The following is a 22,585-nucleotide window of genomic DNA, read 5'->3' on the forward strand; positions in this document are numbered from 1 at the left end:
CTGCTTATTGCGTGAGCCGCATTGTAATTTAAGGGTCCTAATCCTGAGGAGGTGCGTTAGGTTGCGCAAAATATATATATTTGACACAACGTTGAGAGACGGAGAACAGTCACCTGGCGTGAACTTGAATACTCGTGAAAAAGTGGAGATCGCTCATCAGTTGGAGAAGCTGGGAATTGATCGTATGGAGGCTGGGTTCCCGGCTGCTTCTCCGGGTGATCTGGCAGCTGTTAATGCAGTAGCAAAAGCTGTAAAAAATTCGACGGTGATTGGTCTTTCGCGTGCAAGGGAACAGGATATTGATGCAGTTCGCGAGGCACTCAAGGGAGCTCAGGACCCGTGTATCCATATCTTTTTGGCAACCTCTCCTATTCACCGTCAACATAAGCTGCGGATGGAGAAGGCACAGGTTTTGGAAACTGCTCGTGCTGCCATACGCTATGGGTTGAAATATTTGCCTAAAGTGGAGTTTTCCTTGGAAGATGCAGGCCGTACAGAGCTTGAATTTGTGGTTGAAATGGTCACCATGGCTGTACAAGAAGGGGCTTCTGTCGTCAATATTCCAGATACGGTAGGTTACTTGACACCCTATGAGTATGGAAATATATTCAAACATATTAAGGAAAATGTAGTCGATGTGGAGAAGATTCAATTGAGTGCACATTGCCACAATGACCTGGGAATGGCTACTGCTAATACACTTGCTGCCATCCTGAACGGCGCGGATCAGATCGAGGGAACCATTAACGGTATCGGTGAACGTGCTGGAAACACGGCCATTGAGGAAATCGCCATGGCACTGGAGACGAGACAGGAATTTTTCCAGGCCAAAACGTCTCTTCAATTGTCTGAAATTGCGCGCACGAGCCGTTTGGTTAGCCGTTTGACGGGGATGGTAGTGCCGGGCAACAAGGCAATTGTTGGAGCCAACGCTTTTGCGCACGAATCAGGTATTCATCAAGACGGCATGCTGAAAGAGAAAACGACTTATGAAATCATGACACCAGAAAGTATCGGTCTGAAAGAAAGCAAGCTGGTACTTGGTAAGCACTCAGGTCGTCATGCTTTCCGTGAGCGTTTGATCGAGTTGGGCTACGAATTGAACGAAGAAGATCTGAATCGCGCCTTTGGGCAGTTCAAGGATTTGGCTGATAAGAAAAAGGAAGTTTCGGACGATGATATTTTGGCATTGCTGGAAGAAAAATTGGCTGATGCACCTGAAGTCTTCAAGCTGGAAACGATTTTTGTTACCTACGGGAATAAGGCTACGCCTTCCGCACAAGTGCGTCTGGTTAACGATGAAGATCAGGTTATTGAGACAGAAGCTGAAGGAAATGGTTCAGTCGATGCGATCTATAATGCGATTGATCAAGCCAGCGGTGAGAGCGTTGTACTTTCAGATTACTCCATCAAGTCTGTTACCCATGGTAAGGACGCTCTGGGTGAAGTCCATGTAGTGCTGACGCAAAACGAACTGTCTGTACAGGGACGCGGGGTAAGCACCGATATTCTGGAAGCAAGTGCTCGGGCTTACGTGGATGCGCTGAATGGTTTAATCGACAAGCGTAAAAACTACAGTAATCGCGTAGATTATAAATCTTAGTTTTTATGCAGACTTAAGAGTTGGGTTTACAGGATCGGGTTTTTTCGGTCCTGTTTTCTTTTTTTCTGATGAAGAAACCAGCTTATAGGCTGTGCCTATTGAATTGATAGATTCTATATCTTGGTCAAAGCCCTGCCATATATGTTACAAAGAAGGTATGAAAAATACGGTTGTATGGCTGTATAACAAGAGGAGTGTACGTGATGGCAGACGTTAAAAAAATTGCGGTAATAGCGGGAGATGGAATTGGACCTGAAGTGGTCGCAGAGGCAGAGAAAATTTTGAAACGTACGGAAGAAGTATTCGGCTTTTCATTTGAAACGGAGCATGCGCTGTTCGGCGGGATTGCCATTGATAAGAAGGGCACACCATTACCGGAAGAAACACTGGCAGTATGTCAGTCTGCAGATGCTGTTCTGCTGGGAGCGGTAGGAGGGCCACAATGGGACAACAATCCAAAGGAACTTCGTCCTGAAACCGGACTGCTGGGCATTCGCAAAGAGCTCGGTCTGTTTTCGAATCTTCGTCCTGCTGTCGTCTTTGACTGTCTCAAGGACGCGTCTACATTGAAACCGGAAGTGTTGGAAGGAACGGACCTGATCGTGGTGCGCGAACTGACGGGCGGCATTTATTTCGGCGAGAAGTTCAGACGAGAAAGTCCTCAGGGTGAGGAAGCAGTTGATACTTGCGCATATAATGTAACAGAAGTAGAGCGTATCGTGCGCCAATCTTTCGAAATTGCACAAAAACGTCGCAAAAAACTTGCATCGGTGGATAAGGCTAATGTACTGGAAACTTCCCGTTTATGGCGTGAAGTAGTGAACCGGGTTGCTGTAGACTACCCGGATGTCGAGCTGGAGCATGTATTGGTTGATAACTGCGCCATGCAATTGCTGCGTCGTCCATCTAGCTTCGACGTCATCGTGACGGAAAATATGTTTGGTGACATTCTCAGTGATGAAGCGGCTATGCTGACTGGATCCATCGGCATGCTCTCCTCCGCATCACTGGGAGAAGGCAGCTTCGGCCTATACGAGCCGGTACATGGCTCTGCGCCTGACATTGCAGGCCAAGGCCTGGCGAATCCCATTGCAACGATTTTGTCCGTTGCTTTGATGTTCCGTCTTACCTTCGGGTACGAGAAAGCAGCAGATGCCATTGAGAAAGCCGTAGCTGAGGTACTGGATGCAGGGCACCGTACGGCGGATATTGCGGTGGATAAATCTCAAGCAATCTCGACAACTCAAATGGGTGATCTGATCGCTGCAGCTATTCGCTAAAAGCTCCGTAAATGCACCCGTTCTGAAAAAAAGCTTCCTATTATATAGTAAGGTTATACAGTCTGGCTTTTTGGCAAATGTTTAGCACAGTAGCTCCTGAGCAATCAGGGGCTATTTGTATATTCAAAGGTTCAAAATGTGAATAAAATATGAATTTTTAAGCTAGTTTAAAATAATTATAAAAAAGTAATGGTTACAATATTGACTTTGATTTCAGCGAATGATAACATTTATCAAGTAAGTTGTTGTTTATTACAATACAGATGATTGAGGAAAGCACATGTGGTGTTTTTCTTACATATTTTAAAGGAGGATTTCATATTATGGCAGAAAGATTGGTAGGAAGACCCGCCCCTGATTTTGCATTGGAAACAGTGACTGGAGACGGTCAAGAATTTGGTTCGGTGAAGCTTTCCGATTACCGTGGCAAGTGGCTCGTATTTTTCTTCTATCCACTGGATTTCACTTTTGTGTGCCCTACGGAAATTACAGCATTGAGCGATGCTGCTGACCAATTCAAAGAGCTGGATACTGAAATTCTGGGTATCAGTGTAGACTCCGTGCACAGTCACAAAGCATGGATCAACACAGCTAAAGAAAACAACGGTCTAGGCAAACTGAACTTCCCATTGGCTTCTGACATCACGAAAAAAACAGCAAGCGATTATGGCGTTCTGATCGAAGAAGAAGGCGTTGCATTGCGCGGCTTGTTCATCATTGATCCAGAAGGCGAATTGAAATATCAAGTGGTTAACCACAACGATGTAGGTCGCAGTGTAGAAGAAACATTGCGTGTACTGCAAGCTTTGCAATCCGGTGGCTTGTGCCCAATGAACTGGAAACCAGGCGATCAAAATCTGTAATATAAGCTTCACAAGTTGAAATTAATTAAACAAACAAGCCCCCAACTAGCGGTTACTCTACCGTTATTGGGGGCTTGCTTGCCTGCTCTGTGCAGCGGAAAATGTGAGGACAGCCTGTTTAATGAGGCAACGCAGAGTGAGGTAACAAATAATTATGGAAATGTTGTTGTGTTCTGGAGGAATTTTGCCTGGCGAAAGCGAATAAGGTATTGTAGAAGATAAGCAAGGCAGAACAGGTTTTGTTCAGAGGAGGCTGAGCCCGGATGAGTTATTGCTGTGGAGCAAGCATGGTAGGAACCAAGGGAACGCTGAAGCATTACCGCACCCAAGTTCATAATGTTCCTTTGCTGTTTTGCCCGGTATGTCGTCGCATTGAAGTTCATTATAAAGTCGAAAATGAGTATGAAATTTTGGCTGAATATGCACATGGAGATGGGGCAAGCGAGATTGATTTTCAGGATTATGTCATGGAAGACGATGATACGATATTTGAAAATTGTGTGAATCGTGAAAGTGAAGATGCGTTTGAAATTGTGAAGCGTCAAATTGACATATCCCTGGATTTATTGATGGTAGCCAAACAGATGAATGATGAAAAATGGCAGGGAGAGCTTAAGAGAAGACTGGCCGTTATGAGCCAAAGACGATCCCGGCTTCAACATAATAAGAGCGGCAGTTGACATCCTACACACCAAAGAAGCTCTCAATTCTGGAGAGCTTCTTTGGTGTGTAGGGCGCTTGTTCCTAACTTCATTTTTCATTTTGGTAATGTTGCGCAGATATTATGACGAAAGAAAACAGGATAAAAATTTGGATTCGACACTTTTTCCGATTGACTGCGATCCTTAATCTTGTCTATCATAAAATAAGACTGGAATTGGAAAGAGATGGTCGGATTTCTGTGTAACTGTTTTCTACACCATTGAAGGGTAGTCGATAGATGCCTTTCTTTTCTTCAAGATTATTACGCGTCCGATACGGCCAGTTTGTCATTCCGAAACAAGGGGGAAGCCTGGCATGATCAGTGAATTCCAAGAAGCCTTGCTTGATACCGTGGGAGCTTGTCCTTCCACACAGATCGCCAATAACAAGTATGAAAATGTGCTGGAGAACCTGGATAGTGGTATCATGCTGTTTGACAGTGACGGGGTACTGACCTTTATTAACGTGCAAATGGCGAAATTGCTGGAGCTACCACGGAGTTCGCTAGCAGGTCGCAATTTGATGCAAATTTTGCATCATCCTGAGTTAAGCCGGTTTAAGAAGAAGAAAATCATGCGGATTTATAAAGAAACTATCTTTCATAGAAAGCGCTATCATGAGTTAATTGATGAGTATGGTCGGCATTGGTTGATAACAGTAACCTATGGTGATCAGATGGATGGCGATTTTTTGTTTAGCGTCAAGGATGTGTCGGATTATAAGCAGATTGAGCAGACAGCATATCAAAACGATAAGCTGGCGATGCTGGGACGCATCTCGGCCTCTATTGCTCATGAAATTCGTAACCCGCTTACCGCAATCCGGGGCTTTATTCAATTGCTTCGACCGCATTTGGTGGAGTTGGGCAGGGATGAGTATGCCCGCATTATATTAACAGAAATTGATCGTGCGAACGACATTATTTATGAGTTCTTAAATTCGTCCAAGCCTTCGGCTCCGCAAAAAACGGCTGTATCTGTGATGGGGCTGCTGAAAGAAGTAGTGATGCTGACAGAAAGCGAAGCATTGATGAAGGGTTGCCAGATTGCATTGGACGAAAATGATGAGCTCATGAAGGTTTCCATTGATGTGAAGCAGATTAAGCAGGTTATTCTCAATATGATTAAAAATGCAATGGATGCCATTGAAAGCATGGGTGGGGAACGAGAGGGCTGCATCGATATTCATACAGTGCTTGAGGGCAATTATGTCCACATTTGTATTGAAGATAACGGATTAGGTATGGATCACAATACATTGACGCGTTTATTTGATCCTTTTTTTACAACAAAAGAAAGTGGAACCGGGTTGGGATTGGCTGTGAGCTATCGAATTATCAAAAATCACGGAGGTTTCATACATGTAGACAGTAAACATGGAAGTGGCACACAATTCAAAATCACGCTTCCTGTAGTTTAATATGGGGAGGTTTTCGCAGAGGGGTCCTGTACATACTATTTCTTTTATGTTGTGCAGCGTTGGGGTATAGGTATCACCTTTTTGGAAAAGGTTATCTGAAGCGCATAATCTGACAAGATGATGCGCTTTTTTGGTGCTGTAAGCTCGGTTATTTGCGTAAATGCGAAAATGAATTCATGAATTTAAGACAAAAAAATGATTCACCTTTCACAGATTAAATGCTATTATATACCAGAATACAACATTATTTTTGATACTATAGACTTAAACAACGGCTTCCAAAGCTGTCAAACGTCTTAGATGATCGGAATCTCCGATATGCAGGGGGCTGAAGAGGCTGAATGAGTATACGGCTGGAAGTAAAAAAAACGATAGGTATCGGCATTGCTGCGATAGTTTTGTTTGTCTTGGTTCAGTTATTTCACGTAACTTTGAATAAGATATACTCCCATAATGTTTTTTTCTTGTTATATCCGATCATAGGGTTTGCCTGTGCTGCGATTTGTTTTTCTATTTTTTATCAATCCTGGTCCGTTTTACTGGAACAGTTATCCTTGCAGAGACTTCTTATTGCCCCGACGTTTTTGGTGGCTGGTCTGCTTTACCTTGTTCATATTGTTTCGTTTAGTTTCGTAAGCCTGACGGACTTTGCTTTGTCTCCGGGCATTTCGTTATGGCTGCTGTTTGTAAATCGTGCCTTTACTTCTGTCTTGCTCTTATGTGTTTGTTTCCTCCCGTTTAGCAAGACGAAGTCTGAATACAAGACAGTGGCTTTGTGGGCAGGGATAGGCTGCACTTTGCTGATTCTAGGAGTTATTAAGATATTTGGTGCAGGCTTACCGGATCTACGTATACGATACGAAATAGGCAACCTGGGCTGGACGTTAAATCTGGCTGTCATGTTACTACTTGTGTTCACTTTTATTTTCGGGGTGCGAAAATATTGGAAAGTCCGCCCGGCGGAGTTGGGCATGTTGCTTATGGTTCGTGGAATTGGACTGTGTGTTGTGAGTCAGTTGTTCTATTTATTTTCTGAGCAAATGAGCGATATTAATCACCTATTGGGACTTTTGACCAACGCGATAGCATTCTATAACATGTTGAGCGGGCTGGTCCGGTTGATGGTTCTGGTTCCTTATCGTGAAAAGCAGGCAGCAGAATCTGAGTTTAATCACATTGCTTATAATGATGATATAACAGGACTCCCCAATCGTCGCCGCCTTTCCCAACGTTTAGATAAAATATTGCGCAAATCATTGAAATCGGATGAGACAGTAGCACTTTTAGTTCTAAATATTGATCGTTTCAAGGCGATTAATGATTCGCTTGGACATATGGCAGGAAATTATTTGCTGTATGCAGTAGGCGAACGCTTGGGGCATTTTAGCCATGAAGGGGAAGCTGTCTTTAGCATGGGCGGAGATGAATTTGCCTTTCTTCTAACGGGATACGAAGATACAGATGCTATGAGAAGTCGTATTGATGATATGGTGAAGCTGTTCGATCTGCCTTTCGATATTGATGGTGAGTCTTATCATGTGACGGTGAGCGTTGGTATAGCTTTGTACCCGTTGGATGCGAATCAGAGTGAACAGCTTATTCAGCAGGCGGATACGGCTGTACATAGTGCTAAAGAGCAGGGAGTGAATTTTCAGCGGTATGCTAGTTCGATGCAGATGCGAGCGCATGAAAGACTCCAGCTGGAAAATGATCTGCGGCGAGCGCTTGAAAATGAGGAATTTTCATTGGTGTATCAACCTCGTGTCCACCTGCAAAGTGGCGAGCTAACGAGTTTGGAGGCGCTGGTGCGTTGGAATCATCCTCATCGTGGGATGGTGATGCCAGGCGATTTTATTCCGGTGGCTGAAGAAAGTGGTTTAATTGTGCCCTTGGGGGAATGGGTGTTACGGGAGGCCTGTCTGCAAAATAAGCATTGGCAGGAGCTTGGGTACCCACCAATCCCGATTTCGGTCAATTTATCCATGCGCCAATTTCAGCAAAAAAAGCTGGTGGATGTAATTCGGGGCATTTTGACCTATACGGAACTTGAAGCACGCTATCTAGAGCTGGAGATTACCGAAAGTATGACCTTTGATAAGGATCGAGCCTTTGAACAGTTAAAAAAAATAAAGGCTATTGGTGTCGCAATCAGTATTGATGATTTTGGAACTGGCTATAGCTCATTGCATTATTTGAAGAATCTCCCGATTGATCGTCTAAAAATTGATCGTTCCTTTGTAAATGAGGTACTGGTCGACAGCAAAAATGCAGCAATTGTATCTACTATTGCCTCCATGGCTCACCATTTGAAGCTGAAGGTTACGGCTGAAGGGGTAGAAAATGAGGAGCAGCTTCATTTTTTGCAGGCACAAGATTGTCATGAGGGTCAGGGGTATTACTTTAGTCGCCCCATTCCGGCAGAAATCTTTGAAAAATTGTTTTTACGTGAACCTATGAATTGGCTGGCTCAGGATAGTATGTAGTATGCTTGCATTTTGCTGAAAGGTAAGTTATACTAAATAACATCCTGATTCAGCTGGTTGACGATAGGTTAAGCGTGCCATACATAAGAATCGAGATATTATAAAATGCGGGTGTAGTTCAATGGTAGAACTTCAGCCTTCCAAGCTGATAGCGTGGGTTCGATTCCCATCACCCGCTTACTATTTTAAGAAGTTCGAAACCCTTGTGACGCAAGGGTTTTTGTTTTGTTTGGAGTAGATAAATACATTATAGCCGGGGTGCCAATGGGGTATCACGGCTTTTTGCGTTCTTACGAACTATTTTTACATTGCCACACAAAATAAAATATAAAACATTTAGCTTATATGCTATAAATAAACAGATAAAAAGAACTATTTACCATTTACTAAAAAATAAGTATAGTCGCATTGTTGGGATTTAACTTAAAAAAGGATGGTGTAGCTGCAATGAGGAAAATTTCTTTTCTGTTTTTAGCATTAACTTTGGTGCTGCTTACTTTCCCTGCAAGTTCTACGTTCGCCGCTGCTGATTTTCCGAATACGTCGACGAATGGAATGACTGGTTTTGCCGGACAGGCTAAAAGTGAAAATGGAGCTACTAAGCCTGCCACAACAGGGGGAAAAGGCGGTCAGATTATCTATATCAATAATCTAAACGATTTGAAAAACCAGTTAGGGGATTCAACTCCTAAAATTCTGGTCATCGAAAAAAATATTTCTGCCTCCTCTAAAACCGTGGTCAACATTGGTACTAACAAATCGCTCATTGGTTCTTATGCGCAAAACAAACTGGTTAACATTCATTTGAAAACAACAAATAATTCGGGAAATGTGATCTTTCAAAATTTAACTTTTGAGCACAGTGCCAACATTAACGGTAACGATGACATCCAACTTTATCTTACTGCGGGCACAAATTATTGGATTGATCATGTTACGTTTGCAGGTCACAGTTATAATGCAAATGGCTCGGATCTGGACAAACTTTTGTACATAGGCCAATCGGCTGATTATGTAACCATTAGTAACTCCAAATTTGCTAATCATAAATATGGTCTCATTTTGGGATATCCTGATGATGGCAATAAAAATTATGATGGCATGCCCCATATCACGATCGCTAATAATTATTTTGAAAACTTACTTGTACGTGGTCCAGGACTCATGAGATATGGATATTTCCATGTTAAAAATAATTATATTAATAATTTTCAGCTTGCTTATACCATTGCTACGAATGCAAGAATCTATTCTGAGTACAACTACTTTGGAAAAGGTAATGAAAAGGGCGGTATTCTTGATGATAAAGGCAATGGCGAGTTTAAAGATGTAGGGAGTTTTCCCACCATCAACAATCAAAAATCGCGTGTAACCAACTGGAATCCAAGCAAGAACTATAGCTATCAAGTTCAGACTCCTGAATATACTAAAGAGTTTGTAACGAAATATGCAGGCTCGTCGAATACAACTTTGGTATTTGGAAAATAACGAGGGTTATTTGCAAATGTGTTGTGATCTGCTATACTAACCGCAAGTAATTATCCCATGAAAAGGAAGGTAACCATACGTCCGATGAAGTAAGCACACTGATTTTCCCACTTAACTGCACAGTTACTGGCAGGCGGCTGTAAGCTGCAACGGGAGAAGTGTGTCTGAAAATGAATGTAGGGACGTATGCGTTTATTCCGGAACGGGATTTGGCTTATTCGTTTACGGTGTTATTTTTCATAAGCGTATGTTCTGAAACGATTCATAACAGTCATTCTATATTCCTTGTATGCAAGCCGCAGCCTTCTGCGGCTTTTTTTATTGCTTCCGGGGTCAAAAAACCGGGCTGGGAAAGGATGATCGGTATGAGAACGATTTTGCGTATTCGCAATGTAGTAAAGGATTGGAACGGGACATCTTTATTTGAGAATGTGTCGTTGGATGTGATGGAAGGAGAACGGCTCGCACTGTTTGGAAGAAATGGAGCAGGTAAAACGACGTTATTGCGAATATTGCTGGGAGATGAAGTGCCAACCTCTGGTCAAGTAGAGCATGATTTGCCACTGGAAGAGCGGGGCTGGCTGAAGCAGCAGGATACGGTGGATTGGTCTCGAACCGCACTGGAGGCCGCACAGCAGGCCAGCCCTCGGCATTGGCTCCTCAAGCAAGCGTTGGGACAGCTGGAAGCTGACCTAGCCGATGCTGGGAAGGATATGGAGCATCATCTGGAGCGTTACGGCGAGCTGATGGATGAATACGAACACCTGCAAGGCTTTGCCTGGGAGTCTGAGGTGGAAAAGGCGCTCACTCGAATGGGAATGCCTGCCCAGACGTGGTCCATTGCTTATGGTGACCTGAGTGGCGGACAGAAGACGAGAGTGCGGTTAGCCGGACTGATGGTCAGGCAGCCGAAGCTGCTGGTGCTGGATGAGCCGACCAACCATTTGGATGCCGAAAGCTTGCTTTGGCTGGAGCAGTGGCTGTCCACGTATCCGGGAACGCTGCTGTTTGTATCGCATGACAGAGCCTTTTTGGATCGAGTGGCTACGAGTATAGTTGAGCTTGCATCAACGGGTATTGGGCGCTATAAAGGCGGCTATAAGGAATATAAAGCGCAAAAGGAGCGGGAACTGCGAGAGCAGGAAGCCAGCTATCGAAAGCAGGAGCTGGCGAAACAGGCACTGGAGGAAACGATTCGAAATTACAGGGAATGGTTTCACCAGGCACATCGTAGCGCATCCAAAGTCGAAGTGGCTATTACACAGAGCTTCTATAAGGCCAAGGCTAAAAAAAATATCTCCCGTTATCATGCGAAAGAAAAAGAACTGGAGCGACTGGAGGCTAACAGGGTAGAACAACCACGTGAAGCTCCGTCTTTGCACATGAAATTAAGTGACAGCGGGTTTCAGGCAAAATATTTGCTGCGTGCTGAGCAGGTTGACTTTAGCTACGACGACCGTATCATTGTGAAAAATCTAAATCTGATCGTTGCACGTGGAGACCGTCTGGCTGTTCGGGGGCCCAATGGAATTGGTAAAACCACACTGCTTCGGTTATTAACAGGTCAACTGGAGCCGCAGACAGGAAAAATCACAGCCAACCCACAGTTGAACATCGGATATTTTTCACAGGAGCTGGAGCAGCTCCCAGAGGATCAAACGTTGCTGGACAGTCTGCTTGCGCTTCCGACGATGACGCAAACAGAAGCGAGAACAGTGTTGGGCTGCTTTCTTTTTGCGAAAGAGGACGTGTTTAAAAGGATCGGGACACTTAGTATGGGAGAAAAATGCAGGGTAGCTTTTCTGCGTCTGTACTTTAGTGGAGCCAATCTGCTGGTGCTGGATGAACCGACGAATTATTTTGACATTGAAACCCGTGAAATTGTAGAGGATTCTTTGCGTAACTATGATGGAGCACTGGTGCTCGTCTCACATGATCGGGAGCTGGTGAGGAGCACGGCAACTCGGTTACTCGATATGAAGCCGGGGGGCAGATATGAAATCTATGAGGGGACAGCCGACGAAAAGCAAGAAGATGAACGGAGCCGTCAACGGGAGCCAGAAGACCAGGAGCGGCGTGAGGAACGTCTTCGATTACAATTGCGTCTTACAGAGTTGATGGGAATGACAGGCACGAATGACGAAAATGAAAAGTTGTTGAGCGAAATCAGGCGCATTCGTGCAAATCTGGAGCGGTTGGATGATCTCGATATCTAAAGGGTTGAAACGTATGCCCTGCTTGCCAAAGCGCGGTAGTTTGCATATAATAATGAACAATAGTTCGAATTTTTGAAAATGTCTTGATGGAGAAGAGTAGACAGTGTCCGATTGAACAGGGAGGAAGCGTCGTAGGATTGAGAGCGTTTCTGCAAATACTGGGCTGTTGAAGTTCGCTCCGGAGCAGTTCCTTGAACCTCAGGCGCCATGTGAATGGCGAATGTGCAAGTAGGGGATACCGGTTCACGACCGTTATAACGTGCAGAGCGAGACGATGATGCATAGCATGAACAATCACCTGTAACTATGTTGCCGTAAGGCAAAACGCCGGGTGAGCTAAGCTTATTGTCTAACGAGGGTGGTACCACGGTCTTTTCGTCCCTTACCGGGAGGAAAGACCTTTTTTTGTTGTCTGAAAAGCTGGATATGAAGAAAGGGGACTGAACAGGCGATGAGCGAAACCATCCAAATGAAGGAACATTTGCTGGCCTTGAAGGAAGAAGCACTGGAAGTATTGGAGAAGGTGGCAACACCTAAGGAGCTGGCTGATCTACGGGTCAAATACTCGGGAAAAAAGGGCGCATTGACTGAAATTTTGCGCGGTATGGGCAAGCTGAGCGCGGAAGAGCGTCCGGTTGTTGGACAGGTAGCCAATGAGGTGCGGGAGGCGATTGAAGAAGTCGTTAACCGTAAGCAAGACGAGTTCACGAAAGCGGAAACGAATGAGCGTCTGCAAGCGGAAAAGATCGATGTTACGCTACCTGGACGCACACTGCCGCAAGGCGGACTGCACCCACTCAACAAAGTGATTGAGCAAATCGAGGATATTTTTACAGGCATGGGATATCGAGTGGCTGAGGGTCCACAGGCTGAGACGGATTATTATAACTTCGAAGCATTGAACCTGCCTAAAAATCACCCCGCACGCGATATGCAGGATTCATTTTACCTGACTGAGGATCTGTTGATGCGTACCCATACGTCACCAGTTCAGATTCGCGCGATGGAAGCGATGAAGGGCGAAACACCTATTAAGGTTATCTGTCCGGGTACGGTTTTCCGACGTGATGATGACGATGCAACACATTCTTTTCAATTCCACCAGATTGAAGGGCTTGTCATTGGAAAAGACATTCGCATGAGTGATTTGAAAGGAACCTTACTTCAATTTGCACGCGAAATGTTCGGAGAATCGACCGAAATCCGTTTGCGCCCAAGCTTCTTTCCGTTCACAGAGCCGAGTGCTGAAGTAGACGTAACTTTTGTGAAGAAAAATGGCGAACGCGTGTGGATTGAAATTTTGGGCTGTGGCATGGTCCATCCGAAAGTGCTAGAGATGGGCGGTTTTGATCCCGAGGTGTACAGCGGCTTTGCATTCGGTATGGGTGTAGAGCGGATTGCTATATTGAAATACGGTATCGATGATATTCGTCATTTTTATAACAGTGACCTGTCGTTCCTGAAACAGTTTGCGCGTCAATAAACAACTATATCAAGGGAAGTGAACCCATATGAAAGTATCATTCGAGTGGCTGTCCGAGTATGTATCGCTGGATCAGGTAAGCGCGGAGGATCTGGCAGAGAAAATCACCCGTTCGGGCATAGAAATTGATGAGGTCGAGCAGCGCAATCAAGGGATTACTGGCGTCGTTGTCGGCTATGTTAAAAGCAAGGAAAAGCATCCAGATGCTGATAAGCTGAATGTATGTATTGTCGATGCAGGTCAGGAGGAAGATCTGCAAATCGTGTGCGGTGCCAAAAACGTGGATGCAGGTCAAAAGGTTCCTGTTGCAGTTGTAGGTGCAAAGCTGCCGGGAGATTTCCACATTAAAAAGGCCAAGCTGCGTGGTGTAGTATCCATGGGTATGATCTGCTCGGCCAAAGAACTGGGCATGAATGACAAGCTGCTTCCAAAGGAATTGCAAGAAGGTATTTTGGTGCTGCCTGAGGATGCTGAAATTGGTATGCCAATTACGAAGCTGCTGGCGCTGGATGATCAGGTGCTGGATTTTGATCTGACACCCAATCGTTCGGATTGCCTGAGCATGCACGGAGCAGCATATGAAGTGAGTGCGATTCTGGGACGTGATATTTCTCTGGCTGATCCGGCTAAGGATCTGGTGGAAATTAGCGATGCAGCGGCAGATCATCTGTCTGTGAAGGTAGATACTCCTGAACTGTGTACGCACTACGCGGCCCGTTATATTACAGGTGTAAAAGTGGGGGCTTCCCCATTATGGATTCAAAACCGTCTGATGGCGGCAGGTGTTCGTCCGATCAACAACATCGTAGATATTACGAACTACGTCATGCTGGAATACGGTCAGCCGTTGCATGCTTTTGATGCGGATAAGCTGGAAAATGGAAATATTGAAGTTCGACTCGCTCGTGCAGGCGAAACATTGATTACACTTGATGATCAGGAGCGTAAGCTGGAGCCGCATATGCTGCTGATTACAGACGGTGTGAAACCAATAGCATTGGCAGGCGTGATGGGTGGAGCCAACTCCGAGGTTACGGATGCGACGGTCAGCATTGCGCTGGAATCTGCGAAGTTTGACGGCGGTACAGTTCGCAAAACGTCTCGTCAACTTGGACTGCGTTCAGAAGCAAGTCTGCGTTTTGAAAAAGAGGTTGATCCAGGCGCTGTTGTGCCTGCTGTGAATCGTGCAGCTGCGCTGATTCAGCGTTATGCAGGAGGCACTGTACACCAGGGCATCGTAGAATCTGCGTCTGCAAAAGCTGAAAACCGCATTATCAAGCTGTCGCTAGATAAAATAAACCGATATTTGGGAACCGAACTGTCGCTGCTTGAGGTGAAAACGATTTTCGGTAGACTTCATTTCGGATGTGGCGACGCAGAGCAAGGGGTACTGGAAGTTCAAGTTCCTACACGCCGTGGAGATATCACCATTGACGTGGACTTAATCGAAGAGGTTGCTCGTCTGTATGGTTACGACAATATCCCGACCACGCCGATTGAAGGTCCTACAACTCCGGGAGCTTTGACAGCATCACAATCATTGCGCCGCTCCCTGCGCAGATTGCTGGCTCATGGTGGCTGGCAGGAGACGATCAGCTACTCTTTTGTACATCCGCAAAGTACGGGGTTATTTAATGCCCTGACAGAAGGCAGCCATCCGGTACGTTTGGCTATGCCTATGAGCGAAGACCGTAGTGTTTTGCGTACGAGTATCATTCCGCAGATGCTGGATACAGCGGTGTATAACATGAACCGGAAGCAAGACAATCTGGCGATTTTCGAGATGGGAACAGTATTTTATACAGAGGAACAAACATTAACCCGCCAGCCGCAGGAAATTCAAGTGCTGAGTCTGTTGTTGACTGGGGTACGCCGTGAAAAACAATGGAATATTGGTGCTGAAAAGGTTGATTTCTTTGATATTAAAGGCGCGCTTGAAACGGTGTTTGACTATTTCGGATTGAGTGCCAGCATTCGTTATGTCGCTGACCAACCGCAAAGCTACCACCCGGGCCGTTCCGCTTCGGTATGGCTGGATGTGAATGGAAGCTCTCAACGGATCGGTACCCTTGGGCAGATTCATCCGGAGCTCCAACAATCTTATGGGCTGAACGATACGTATGTTGCAGAAATTGCGTTGCAACAGGTCATTGAACACGCAAACTCTCATATTCAGTTCAGAGAGCTGGCTCGCTTCCCATCCGTGGAACGTGACATTGCCCTCGTGGTCAATAAAGACGTTGAGGCAGGCGAACTGCTTCGTGTTATTCACGCTGCAGGCGGAGAGCTGTTGCAGGATGCACGAGTGTTTGATGTATTTACAGGCAGTAAGCTTGGTGAAGATAAGAAGAGCGTAGCTATCTCTCTGACCTATCGTCACTGGGAACATACGTTGACGGATGAAGAGATCAATGCGGCGCATACTCCTGTCGTTACGTCTCTGGAACAAACTTTTGGAGCGGAATTGAGAAAGTAGCAGGAAATGCGGGAAGCCGTATCGAATCTTAGTGACAGAGGTTCGATACGGCTTTTTGGCCTATCATCATAGAAGCTCTCTTACTCTGATAATTACCCGCTGCGGGGAAGCCGGACTAATAAGGTTGAACGCTTCACGGAAGGCGGGTTACCATAGTACCGGACACACCTTAGAATCAACATACAGTAGTATTGAAGGAGGGCATAATTGTGACTACACCAGATCGTACTCGCGTCACTGTAGAGATCTACGGTACTTCTTATAAACTCGTCGGCAGCAATACCGATTATATGAAGCAGGTTGCCAATTACGTGGATGAGCGTATGCACAGCATTTCTCAAGCTCATTCGCGTCTGGATATGCCCCGAATTGCCGTGCTGGCTGCGGTTCATATGGCAGAAGAAGCTGTACAAATCCAGGAAATTCAGAGTCATATGAACCGCTTAGCAGCGGAACGAGCAGAGCTCCGGGGAGATCTGGCGCAACTCCAGACAGCTCTAGGGGAACAACAGCAGAAAAATACAGATATGCATCAATCTCTTATTCAACTGAAGGAAGAAAAGGAAGCAACGCAGAAGAAGCTGATGGAAACCGAATCTGTATCAGCCAAGGAGATCGCCCAATTGAGGGCAAAGCTGGAACAGCAGGAGAAAAAAGCGGCTGAACTTGAAAATGGACAAAAACAAGCTAAACGTGAATTGGAGGAGTCCCGTCAAGAAGCTTCTCGCAAGCTGAAAGAGCAGCAGGAGGCGGCCAATGCGCGTATCCGGCAGATAGAAGAGCAGATGAAGAAGGAAGTATTTGAAGCGGCTAAACAGACTGAAGCCAAGCTGTCAGCTGCAGAGAAGACTCATCAGGAGCAAAAGCGCACAGAACTGGACAAGCTGCGATCTGCTTTGCAGCAAGAGCATAGCAAGAAGGTAAGCGAATGGCAAACTAAGTGCTCCGGACTGAATGAGCAGCTGGAGCAGGAACGTAAACAGGCTGAATTGGCGTTGAATGAAGAAAAGCTCCAGCATCAAGAAGCACAGAAACGAGCTGATGAAGCTGCACTGGAGCAGGAGATTCGGGTCGAGGAGCTTCAGGAACAATTAGAACAAGTACAGGCAGGCAGTACAGAGCTTTCTTCTCGTCTGGGAGAGGCTCAAGAGCAAGCAAGAGTACTGAAGGAACAACAGTCCGAGCTGGAGTCTGTGCTGGAAACACAGCGACAGGCTGCGATAGAGCGAGAGCAGGCAGATACGCTTGCACGTGAAGAATTGCAAAGTCGATATGATCAATTAGAAGCTGAAGCCAAGGCTAAGCAGCAGCAGACGGCTAAGCTGGAGGAAGAACAGCGGCGGATGCAGAAGCTGTTGGAGCAAGCTCACGTATCTTCTCGCAAGCTGCAAAGTGAGCTGGCTACGCTAGCTGAAAGCGAGAAGTCATGGAAGAAGCTTGCAGAAGAACGCCAGGTGGCAGTTGATGAGCTGGAGCTCTCCTTGCTGGAAGCACGTGAACAGAAGGAAGAAATACAAGAGCAATTACAGCACGCAGCGGCTGAGCTCGAAGCTATTAATGATAAATTTGCTTCACAACAGCAACGGCTAGTTCAACTCGAAGCGAGAATCAAGGAGCTTTCACCTGAGCTGATTCGCGTTCAGGATGAGCTTGAGAAAGCCAAAGTCCGAGAGCAAGAGGGAACTAAGGCGTATCAATCGCTTCAGGAGCAATATGGAAGCATGAAGAGCCGAGCTGGACAGCTGGAGCAAAATATCAAGCAGCTCCAGCAGGAAAATCGAGAACGGCGGAGTGAACTGGAACGTGCTGAGGAAGAATCCCTGGAATGGCAGCTTAAATACGATCAGTTGAAGGCTGAAGCGGAACGTTTGGAAGCTGAAGATGCTGCCCGTAAGGAAGAATTTGCTTCTTGGGAGCGGGAAATAGCGGTAACGGTTCAACAAAAGGAACAGCTTCAGGAGGAAATTCGTTTGGCTGTTGAAACTGCCAAAACGGCGAAGGCTGAACAGCAGTCCATAGAGCAGGAACGGATGGCCTTGCAGTCTGAATTGGACGAAGTGGGTCAAAAATATGAAATGGCAGCGCATCAGCTTCGTCTGTTGCAAGTACAACAGGACGTAGATCGGGAAAATTCGGAGAAGATTTCTACGGAATTACGTCAATTACAGGAAGAATACACCAAGCTTCAAACTGAGTATAATGAATGGATTGAACTTATCGAACAGGATCAGTAGATACGGATTATACATGTAAGGCAATCCCCGGCTGCTCATTGCCGGGGATTGTTTGTTTATTGTATCCACTCAGAGGTGTAAATGACAAAAAGCTGTCCTTTGGCAGATGAATTCTGCTTCGGGACAGCTTTGCCAGAAGCGATTACTGAAATTAATTCCCGTTTTTCCGACCGGCTTCAAACGGTGTCGATACCGGAATGAACAGGTCGATAATCCCGATAACCAATGCAGCGAGCAATGCGCCCAGAACGGAAACACTGACATGAGCGACGACATATTGAGCGACCCAGATCACCAGAGCGCTCACAAGAAAACCTACGATACCGCGTCCAAATGGGGAGACGCGTCGACCAAACACCGCCTCGACGATATAGCCAATCAAGGCAATGACAATGGCTAGGATCAGCGCGCTCCAAAAGCCGCCTACACTAAATCCGGGAACGATCCAGCTTACGACCATCAGCACCAGAGCGGCAACGATGAAACGTACAATGTGCCCGAGAATGCTCACGGAATAACCTCCTTTGTTTTTTGAATCAGGGTTAGACAAAGGTTAGTGTGTGGCATGAAGAGCTTTCTTATGTGTAAAACAGAGTTGGCAAATAGCGTAAGTTTGCTGCTTTCGGTATAATATAGATATAAGTGAAAGGAGTAGTGAAGTTGGACTCTAAAATTTTCAAAACCCTTGAATATCAAAAAATTCTAAATAAACTAAGTCACTATGCCCAAACGGCAACGGGACAACAGACAGCCCTTCGGCTACAGCCCAGCGATGATTTGGAGCATATCAAGAAAATGCTGAAAGGTACGGATGAGGCCTATGCTGCTGATCGCCTCAAAGGAGTGCCTTCATTTAACGGAGTAGTGGATATCACTCCGGCGGTGAAGCGTGCCCGTATTGGTGGAACATTAAGCCCGCATGAGTTGCTTGGCATTCGGACAACGGTTCAGGCCGCACGCCGTATACAAGTATACGTGACAAGTTTGCATGAAGAAAATCCTGTCGAAACATTGCTGTATTGGAGTGAGCAGCTTTCGGAGCAGAGAAGTTTAGAAAACTCCATCAAAGGCTGTATTGACGAAAATGCAGAAGTGTTGGATTCTGCCAGCACAGAGCTTTCACAAATCCGTCGGGAGCTGCGCTCGGGAGAAGTGCGTATTCGTGAGAAGCTGGATTCCATGATTCGTTCCTCAACTGTATCCAAAATGCTTCAAGATCAGTTGATTACGATTCGTGGAGATCGGTTTGTGATCCCGGTTAAGGCCGAATACCGTTCTTATTTTGGCGGAATTGTTCATGATCAATCCGGGTCAGGTGCAACATTGTTTATCGAGCCTGAATCTATCGTAGCCATGAACAATAAGCTGAGGGAAACAAGGCTGAGAGAAGAGCGTGAAATTGAAGTCATTTTACAAAAGCTGACCGCACTTGTCGCAGAACAAGCGGATATGTTGCTGTATGATGTGGACGTTTTGGGCAATCTTGATTTTATTTTTGCAAAAGCGCGTCTCGCCCGTGAAATGAAGGCAACCTTGCCTTTAATGAATGACCGAGGGTACTTGAAGCTGAAAAAAGGCAGACATCCTCTAATTCCGTTGGAACAGGTCGTTCCCATAGATGTGGAGCTGGGCAATTCATACACCTCCATTATCGTTACCGGACCGAACACAGGGGGGAAAACCGTTACCCTGAAAACCATTGGCCTGCTTAGTTTGATGGCGATGTCTGGACTGTTTGTACCTGTTGAGGATGAAAGCCAGCTGTGTGTATTTGATGCAATCTATGCTGATATTGGTGACGAGCAGAGCATTGAGCAAAACTTAAGTACATTTTCCAGCCACATGACCAATATCATTAGCATCCTGAAAAATATGACGCCCAAAAGTCTTGTATTGCTTGACGAAGTGGGGGCAGGAACGGACCCCGCGGAAGGTTCGGCTTTGGCTGTGTCCATTTTGGAGCATATACATGCCATGGGTTGCCGTATGGTTGCGACGACTCACTATAGTGAATTGAAGGCGTATGCCTATGAGCGTAAAGGAATTATTAATGCAAGCATGGAGTTTGATGTTGCTACCTTAAGCCCGACTTACCGCCTTCTGGTCGGTGTCCCCGGACGAAGTAACGCATTTGCCATTGCCGAGCGATTGGGATTGCCAGGGCGCATTTTAGACTATGCCCGTGGTGAGGTAACAGAAGAAGACCAGCGCGTTGAGCACATGATTGCGTCACTGGAGCAGAACCGTTTGACAGCTGAGCAAGAACGGGAAAAAGCGGAGCAGTTGCGTAAAGAAATGGAAGCATTGCGTAGCCGTCATCAGATGGAGCTGGATAAGCTGGAGTCCCAACGGGACCGTATGCTGGAAAAAGCTGAGGATGAAGCAAGAGTTCTCGTGGATAAGGCTCGTAGCGAAGCTGAGAAAATCATTACTGATTTGCGTAAATTGGCTCAGGAAGAAGGGGCTTCGGTTAAGGAGCACAAGCTGATTGCAGCTCGCAGAGAACTGGATGAGGCTGAACCGAAGCAACGCAAGAAAAGTACTGTCAAACGCCCGGCCGCTACGCGTACTCGTTCTATCATGGCTGGCGATGAAGTATCCGTTCACAGTCTGAATAAAAAAGGCCACGTGGTTGAACTGTCCGGTACCAAGGAAGCTGTGGTTCAATTGGGGATCATGAAGATGAAGGTCAGTCTGGATGATCTGGAACTACTGCAACCTGCCCAAACAACGACTCCAAGAGTTCAAAAACCAGTCACTGGCGTTAAACGGACACGGGATGATAACGTACGAAGTGAACTTGATCTTCGGGGGGCGAACGTGGAGGAAGCCTTGATGGAAGTGGACCGCTTCATGGATGAAGCGTTTCTGGCCAATCTGGGTCAGGTACACATTATTCATGGCAAAGGTACGGGTATTCTGAGAACCGGTATTCAGGAGTACCTCCGCAAGCATAAACATGTGAAAAGCTACCGTATCGGTAATTACAATGAAGGCGGCACAGGCGTAACCGTTGCTGAATTGGAATAGCTATGGGTTGCCGGCTTTGCTCGGGAACGCTTGGTAGAACGGGAGGGACGAAGTGAAGATGGCGATTGATGAATTGCTGTCACATCCGTTGGGGATGATGCTGGGTTATTTCTCGGTGGCGGTGCTGGAGCTAATTGTATTTTTGTCGTGTTTTGAGCTGGTAACCCGCTATAAATGCTGGGAAGAGATCAAGCGCGGCAATGTTTCAGTAGCCATGGCTACGGGAGGGAAAATGTTCGGTATTTGCAACGTGCTCCGCTTTGCAATGGAAGCCAAATCCAGCGTGTACGATACGATGATTTGGTCGTTCGTTGGCTTTTTACTGCTACTTGCGGCGTACTTTCTTTTTGAGTTTCTGACACCGGTATTTTCTATCGATCAACAGATTAAAGAGGATAACCGTGCTGTCGGCTTGTTTTCCATGATTATTTCAATATCGTTATCTTATGTGATCGGTGCCAGTGTAACTTGACACATCCTGTATACTAGAGCTTGGTATACGCTTGGAACGGAAGGATGATAAAGCTTGGAAATGACTATTTGTCCATGGTGTAACATGGAAATTATTTGGGATGAAGAATTGGGCCCTGAGGAAGAGTGTCCCTATTGCCATAATGATCTGAAAGGTTACTCTGACATCACCGATGATGAAGAGGAGTCTGTTTCTCCACCTGTTCATAGACATGCCGGCGAGCATGGACATGAAGAGACAAAACATGATCATTCGGCTTCTGTAACCCCGGTACCACACTCTCATGGAAAAGAAGACCTGAAGGGTTATCGTACATTGAGTATTCAGCTCGGTGATGAAGAGGAGCAGGATATTTTATATGAGGCAGAGGATGAAATCGTAGTTGATAAACCAGTTGATGCACCGTTGTTGCAGGATAATGAGCTTCATAAGCTGCCTGTGCTGCATACTTTGCAAAAATTTGAAGAAAGCGGTGCGGATCTGATGGCTTATGAACAAGGCGCTGAACAAATACTCGACAGACAAGATGAGGTTCTTGAATGCTTCCAATGTGGAGAATACATGCTGCATGCGGGTTCGCAAACCGTAACCAGAGAAGGCTTTGAACCGTCGATGTCGCCAGCACTTGGCAAACCTGTTCTGGACTTGCCATTCGTCTTGAATGTTTATGTTTGTCCTAGCTGTTTTCATGTCCAGCACACATTGTCAGAGAATGACCGACTGCGGATGCTGGAGAAGCTCAGCGGTATTTCCAACAATTAAATAGCAATCCCCCGGATAGGCTCAAGCTCAATACGGGCATCTTAATCGAAGAAATCTTTGAACAAGCTGGCTTG

At 45.9% G+C, this 22,585-nt stretch carries 15 protein-coding genes and 1 tRNA gene; 15 read left to right on the top strand and 1 reads right to left on the bottom strand.

Features of this window, described 5'->3' with window-relative positions; translation table 11 throughout:
- Positions 1-61: 61 nt before the first annotated feature.
- From MLD56_RS07555 to MLD56_RS07610, 12 genes are all read left to right on the top strand, one after another.
- Positions 62-1,603 (top strand): 2-isopropylmalate synthase, encoded by a 1,542-nt coding sequence (locus tag MLD56_RS07555; RefSeq protein ID WP_029516476.1) that lies wholly within the window; start codon positions 62-64, stop codon positions 1,601-1,603.
- Between the two features lie 203 nt (positions 1,604-1,806).
- The gene (leuB, locus tag MLD56_RS07560) at positions 1,807-2,883 is read left to right on the top strand and encodes a 3-isopropylmalate dehydrogenase (protein WP_029516477.1); all 1,077 of its coding nucleotides are present in this window, start codon (positions 1,807-1,809) and stop codon (positions 2,881-2,883) included.
- Between the two features lie 323 nt (positions 2,884-3,206).
- A complete protein-coding gene (locus MLD56_RS07565) occupies positions 3,207-3,746 on the top strand; it encodes a peroxiredoxin (protein WP_023987763.1) in 540 nt (179 codons plus the stop codon).
- 263 nt (positions 3,747-4,009) lie between these two features.
- Positions 4,010-4,426: a hypothetical protein gene (locus MLD56_RS07570; protein ID WP_029516478.1), complete on the top strand. Its 417-nt coding sequence runs from the start codon at positions 4,010-4,012 to the stop codon at positions 4,424-4,426.
- A gap of 337 nt (positions 4,427-4,763) precedes the next feature.
- The gene (locus tag MLD56_RS07575; RefSeq protein ID WP_039269745.1) at positions 4,764-5,867 is read left to right on the top strand and encodes an ATP-binding protein; all 1,104 of its coding nucleotides are present in this window, start codon (positions 4,764-4,766) and stop codon (positions 5,865-5,867) included.
- A gap of 341 nt (positions 5,868-6,208) precedes the next feature.
- Positions 6,209-8,350, top strand: coding sequence for a bifunctional diguanylate cyclase/phosphodiesterase (locus MLD56_RS07580; protein ID WP_029516479.1), 2,142 nt, complete (start codon positions 6,209-6,211; stop codon positions 8,348-8,350).
- A gap of 107 nt (positions 8,351-8,457) precedes the next feature.
- Positions 8,458-8,528 (top strand) — tRNA-Gly (locus tag MLD56_RS07585).
- 269 nt (positions 8,529-8,797) lie between these two features.
- Complete coding sequence (locus MLD56_RS07590) at positions 8,798-9,838, top strand: polysaccharide lyase family 1 protein (RefSeq protein WP_029516480.1); 1,041 nt, start codon at positions 8,798-8,800, stop codon at positions 9,836-9,838.
- Positions 9,839-10,203: 365 nt separating this feature from the next.
- Positions 10,204-12,054: a ribosomal protection-like ABC-F family protein gene (gene abc-f, locus MLD56_RS07595; protein ID WP_029516481.1), complete on the top strand. Its 1,851-nt coding sequence runs from the start codon at positions 10,204-10,206 to the stop codon at positions 12,052-12,054.
- 451 nt (positions 12,055-12,505) lie between these two features.
- Positions 12,506-13,537 (top strand): phenylalanine--tRNA ligase subunit alpha, encoded by a 1,032-nt coding sequence (gene pheS, locus MLD56_RS07600; protein ID WP_273041806.1) that lies wholly within the window; start codon positions 12,506-12,508, stop codon positions 13,535-13,537.
- Between the two features lie 28 nt (positions 13,538-13,565).
- A complete protein-coding gene (gene pheT / locus MLD56_RS07605; RefSeq protein WP_029516482.1) occupies positions 13,566-16,013 on the top strand; it encodes a phenylalanine--tRNA ligase subunit beta in 2,448 nt (815 codons plus the stop codon).
- Positions 16,014-16,222: 209 nt separating this feature from the next.
- Positions 16,223-18,247, top strand: a complete 2,025-nt coding sequence (locus MLD56_RS07610; protein WP_029516483.1) for a cell division protein ZapA — start codon at positions 16,223-16,225, stop codon at positions 18,245-18,247.
- A 151-nt stretch (positions 18,248-18,398) separates the two neighbouring features.
- On the opposite strand, the gene MLD56_RS07615 is transcribed toward MLD56_RS07610, so the two are convergent.
- Positions 18,399-18,758: a phage holin family protein gene (locus MLD56_RS07615; RefSeq protein WP_029516484.1), complete on the bottom strand. Its 360-nt coding sequence runs from the start codon at positions 18,756-18,758 to the stop codon at positions 18,399-18,401.
- Positions 18,759-18,907: 149 nt separating this feature from the next.
- Between MLD56_RS07615 and MLD56_RS07620 the strand changes: the two genes are divergently transcribed.
- The 3 genes from MLD56_RS07620 to MLD56_RS07630 are packed head-to-tail and all read left to right on the top strand — an operon-like array spanning position 18,908 to position 22,511.
- Positions 18,908-21,277: an endonuclease MutS2 gene (locus tag MLD56_RS07620; RefSeq protein ID WP_029516485.1), complete on the top strand. Its 2,370-nt coding sequence runs from the start codon at positions 18,908-18,910 to the stop codon at positions 21,275-21,277.
- Between the two features lie 58 nt (positions 21,278-21,335).
- The gene (locus tag MLD56_RS07625) at positions 21,336-21,749 is read left to right on the top strand and encodes a DUF350 domain-containing protein (RefSeq protein ID WP_013309402.1); all 414 of its coding nucleotides are present in this window, start codon (positions 21,336-21,338) and stop codon (positions 21,747-21,749) included.
- Positions 21,750-21,803: 54 nt separating this feature from the next.
- The gene (locus MLD56_RS07630; protein WP_029516486.1) at positions 21,804-22,511 is read left to right on the top strand and encodes a hypothetical protein; all 708 of its coding nucleotides are present in this window, start codon (positions 21,804-21,806) and stop codon (positions 22,509-22,511) included.
- The last annotated feature ends 74 nt before the right edge of the window (positions 22,512-22,585 follow it).

The organism is Paenibacillus peoriae (assembly GCF_022531965.1).
Taxonomy (GTDB): Bacteria; Bacillota; Bacilli; order Paenibacillales; family Paenibacillaceae; genus Paenibacillus; species Paenibacillus polymyxa_D.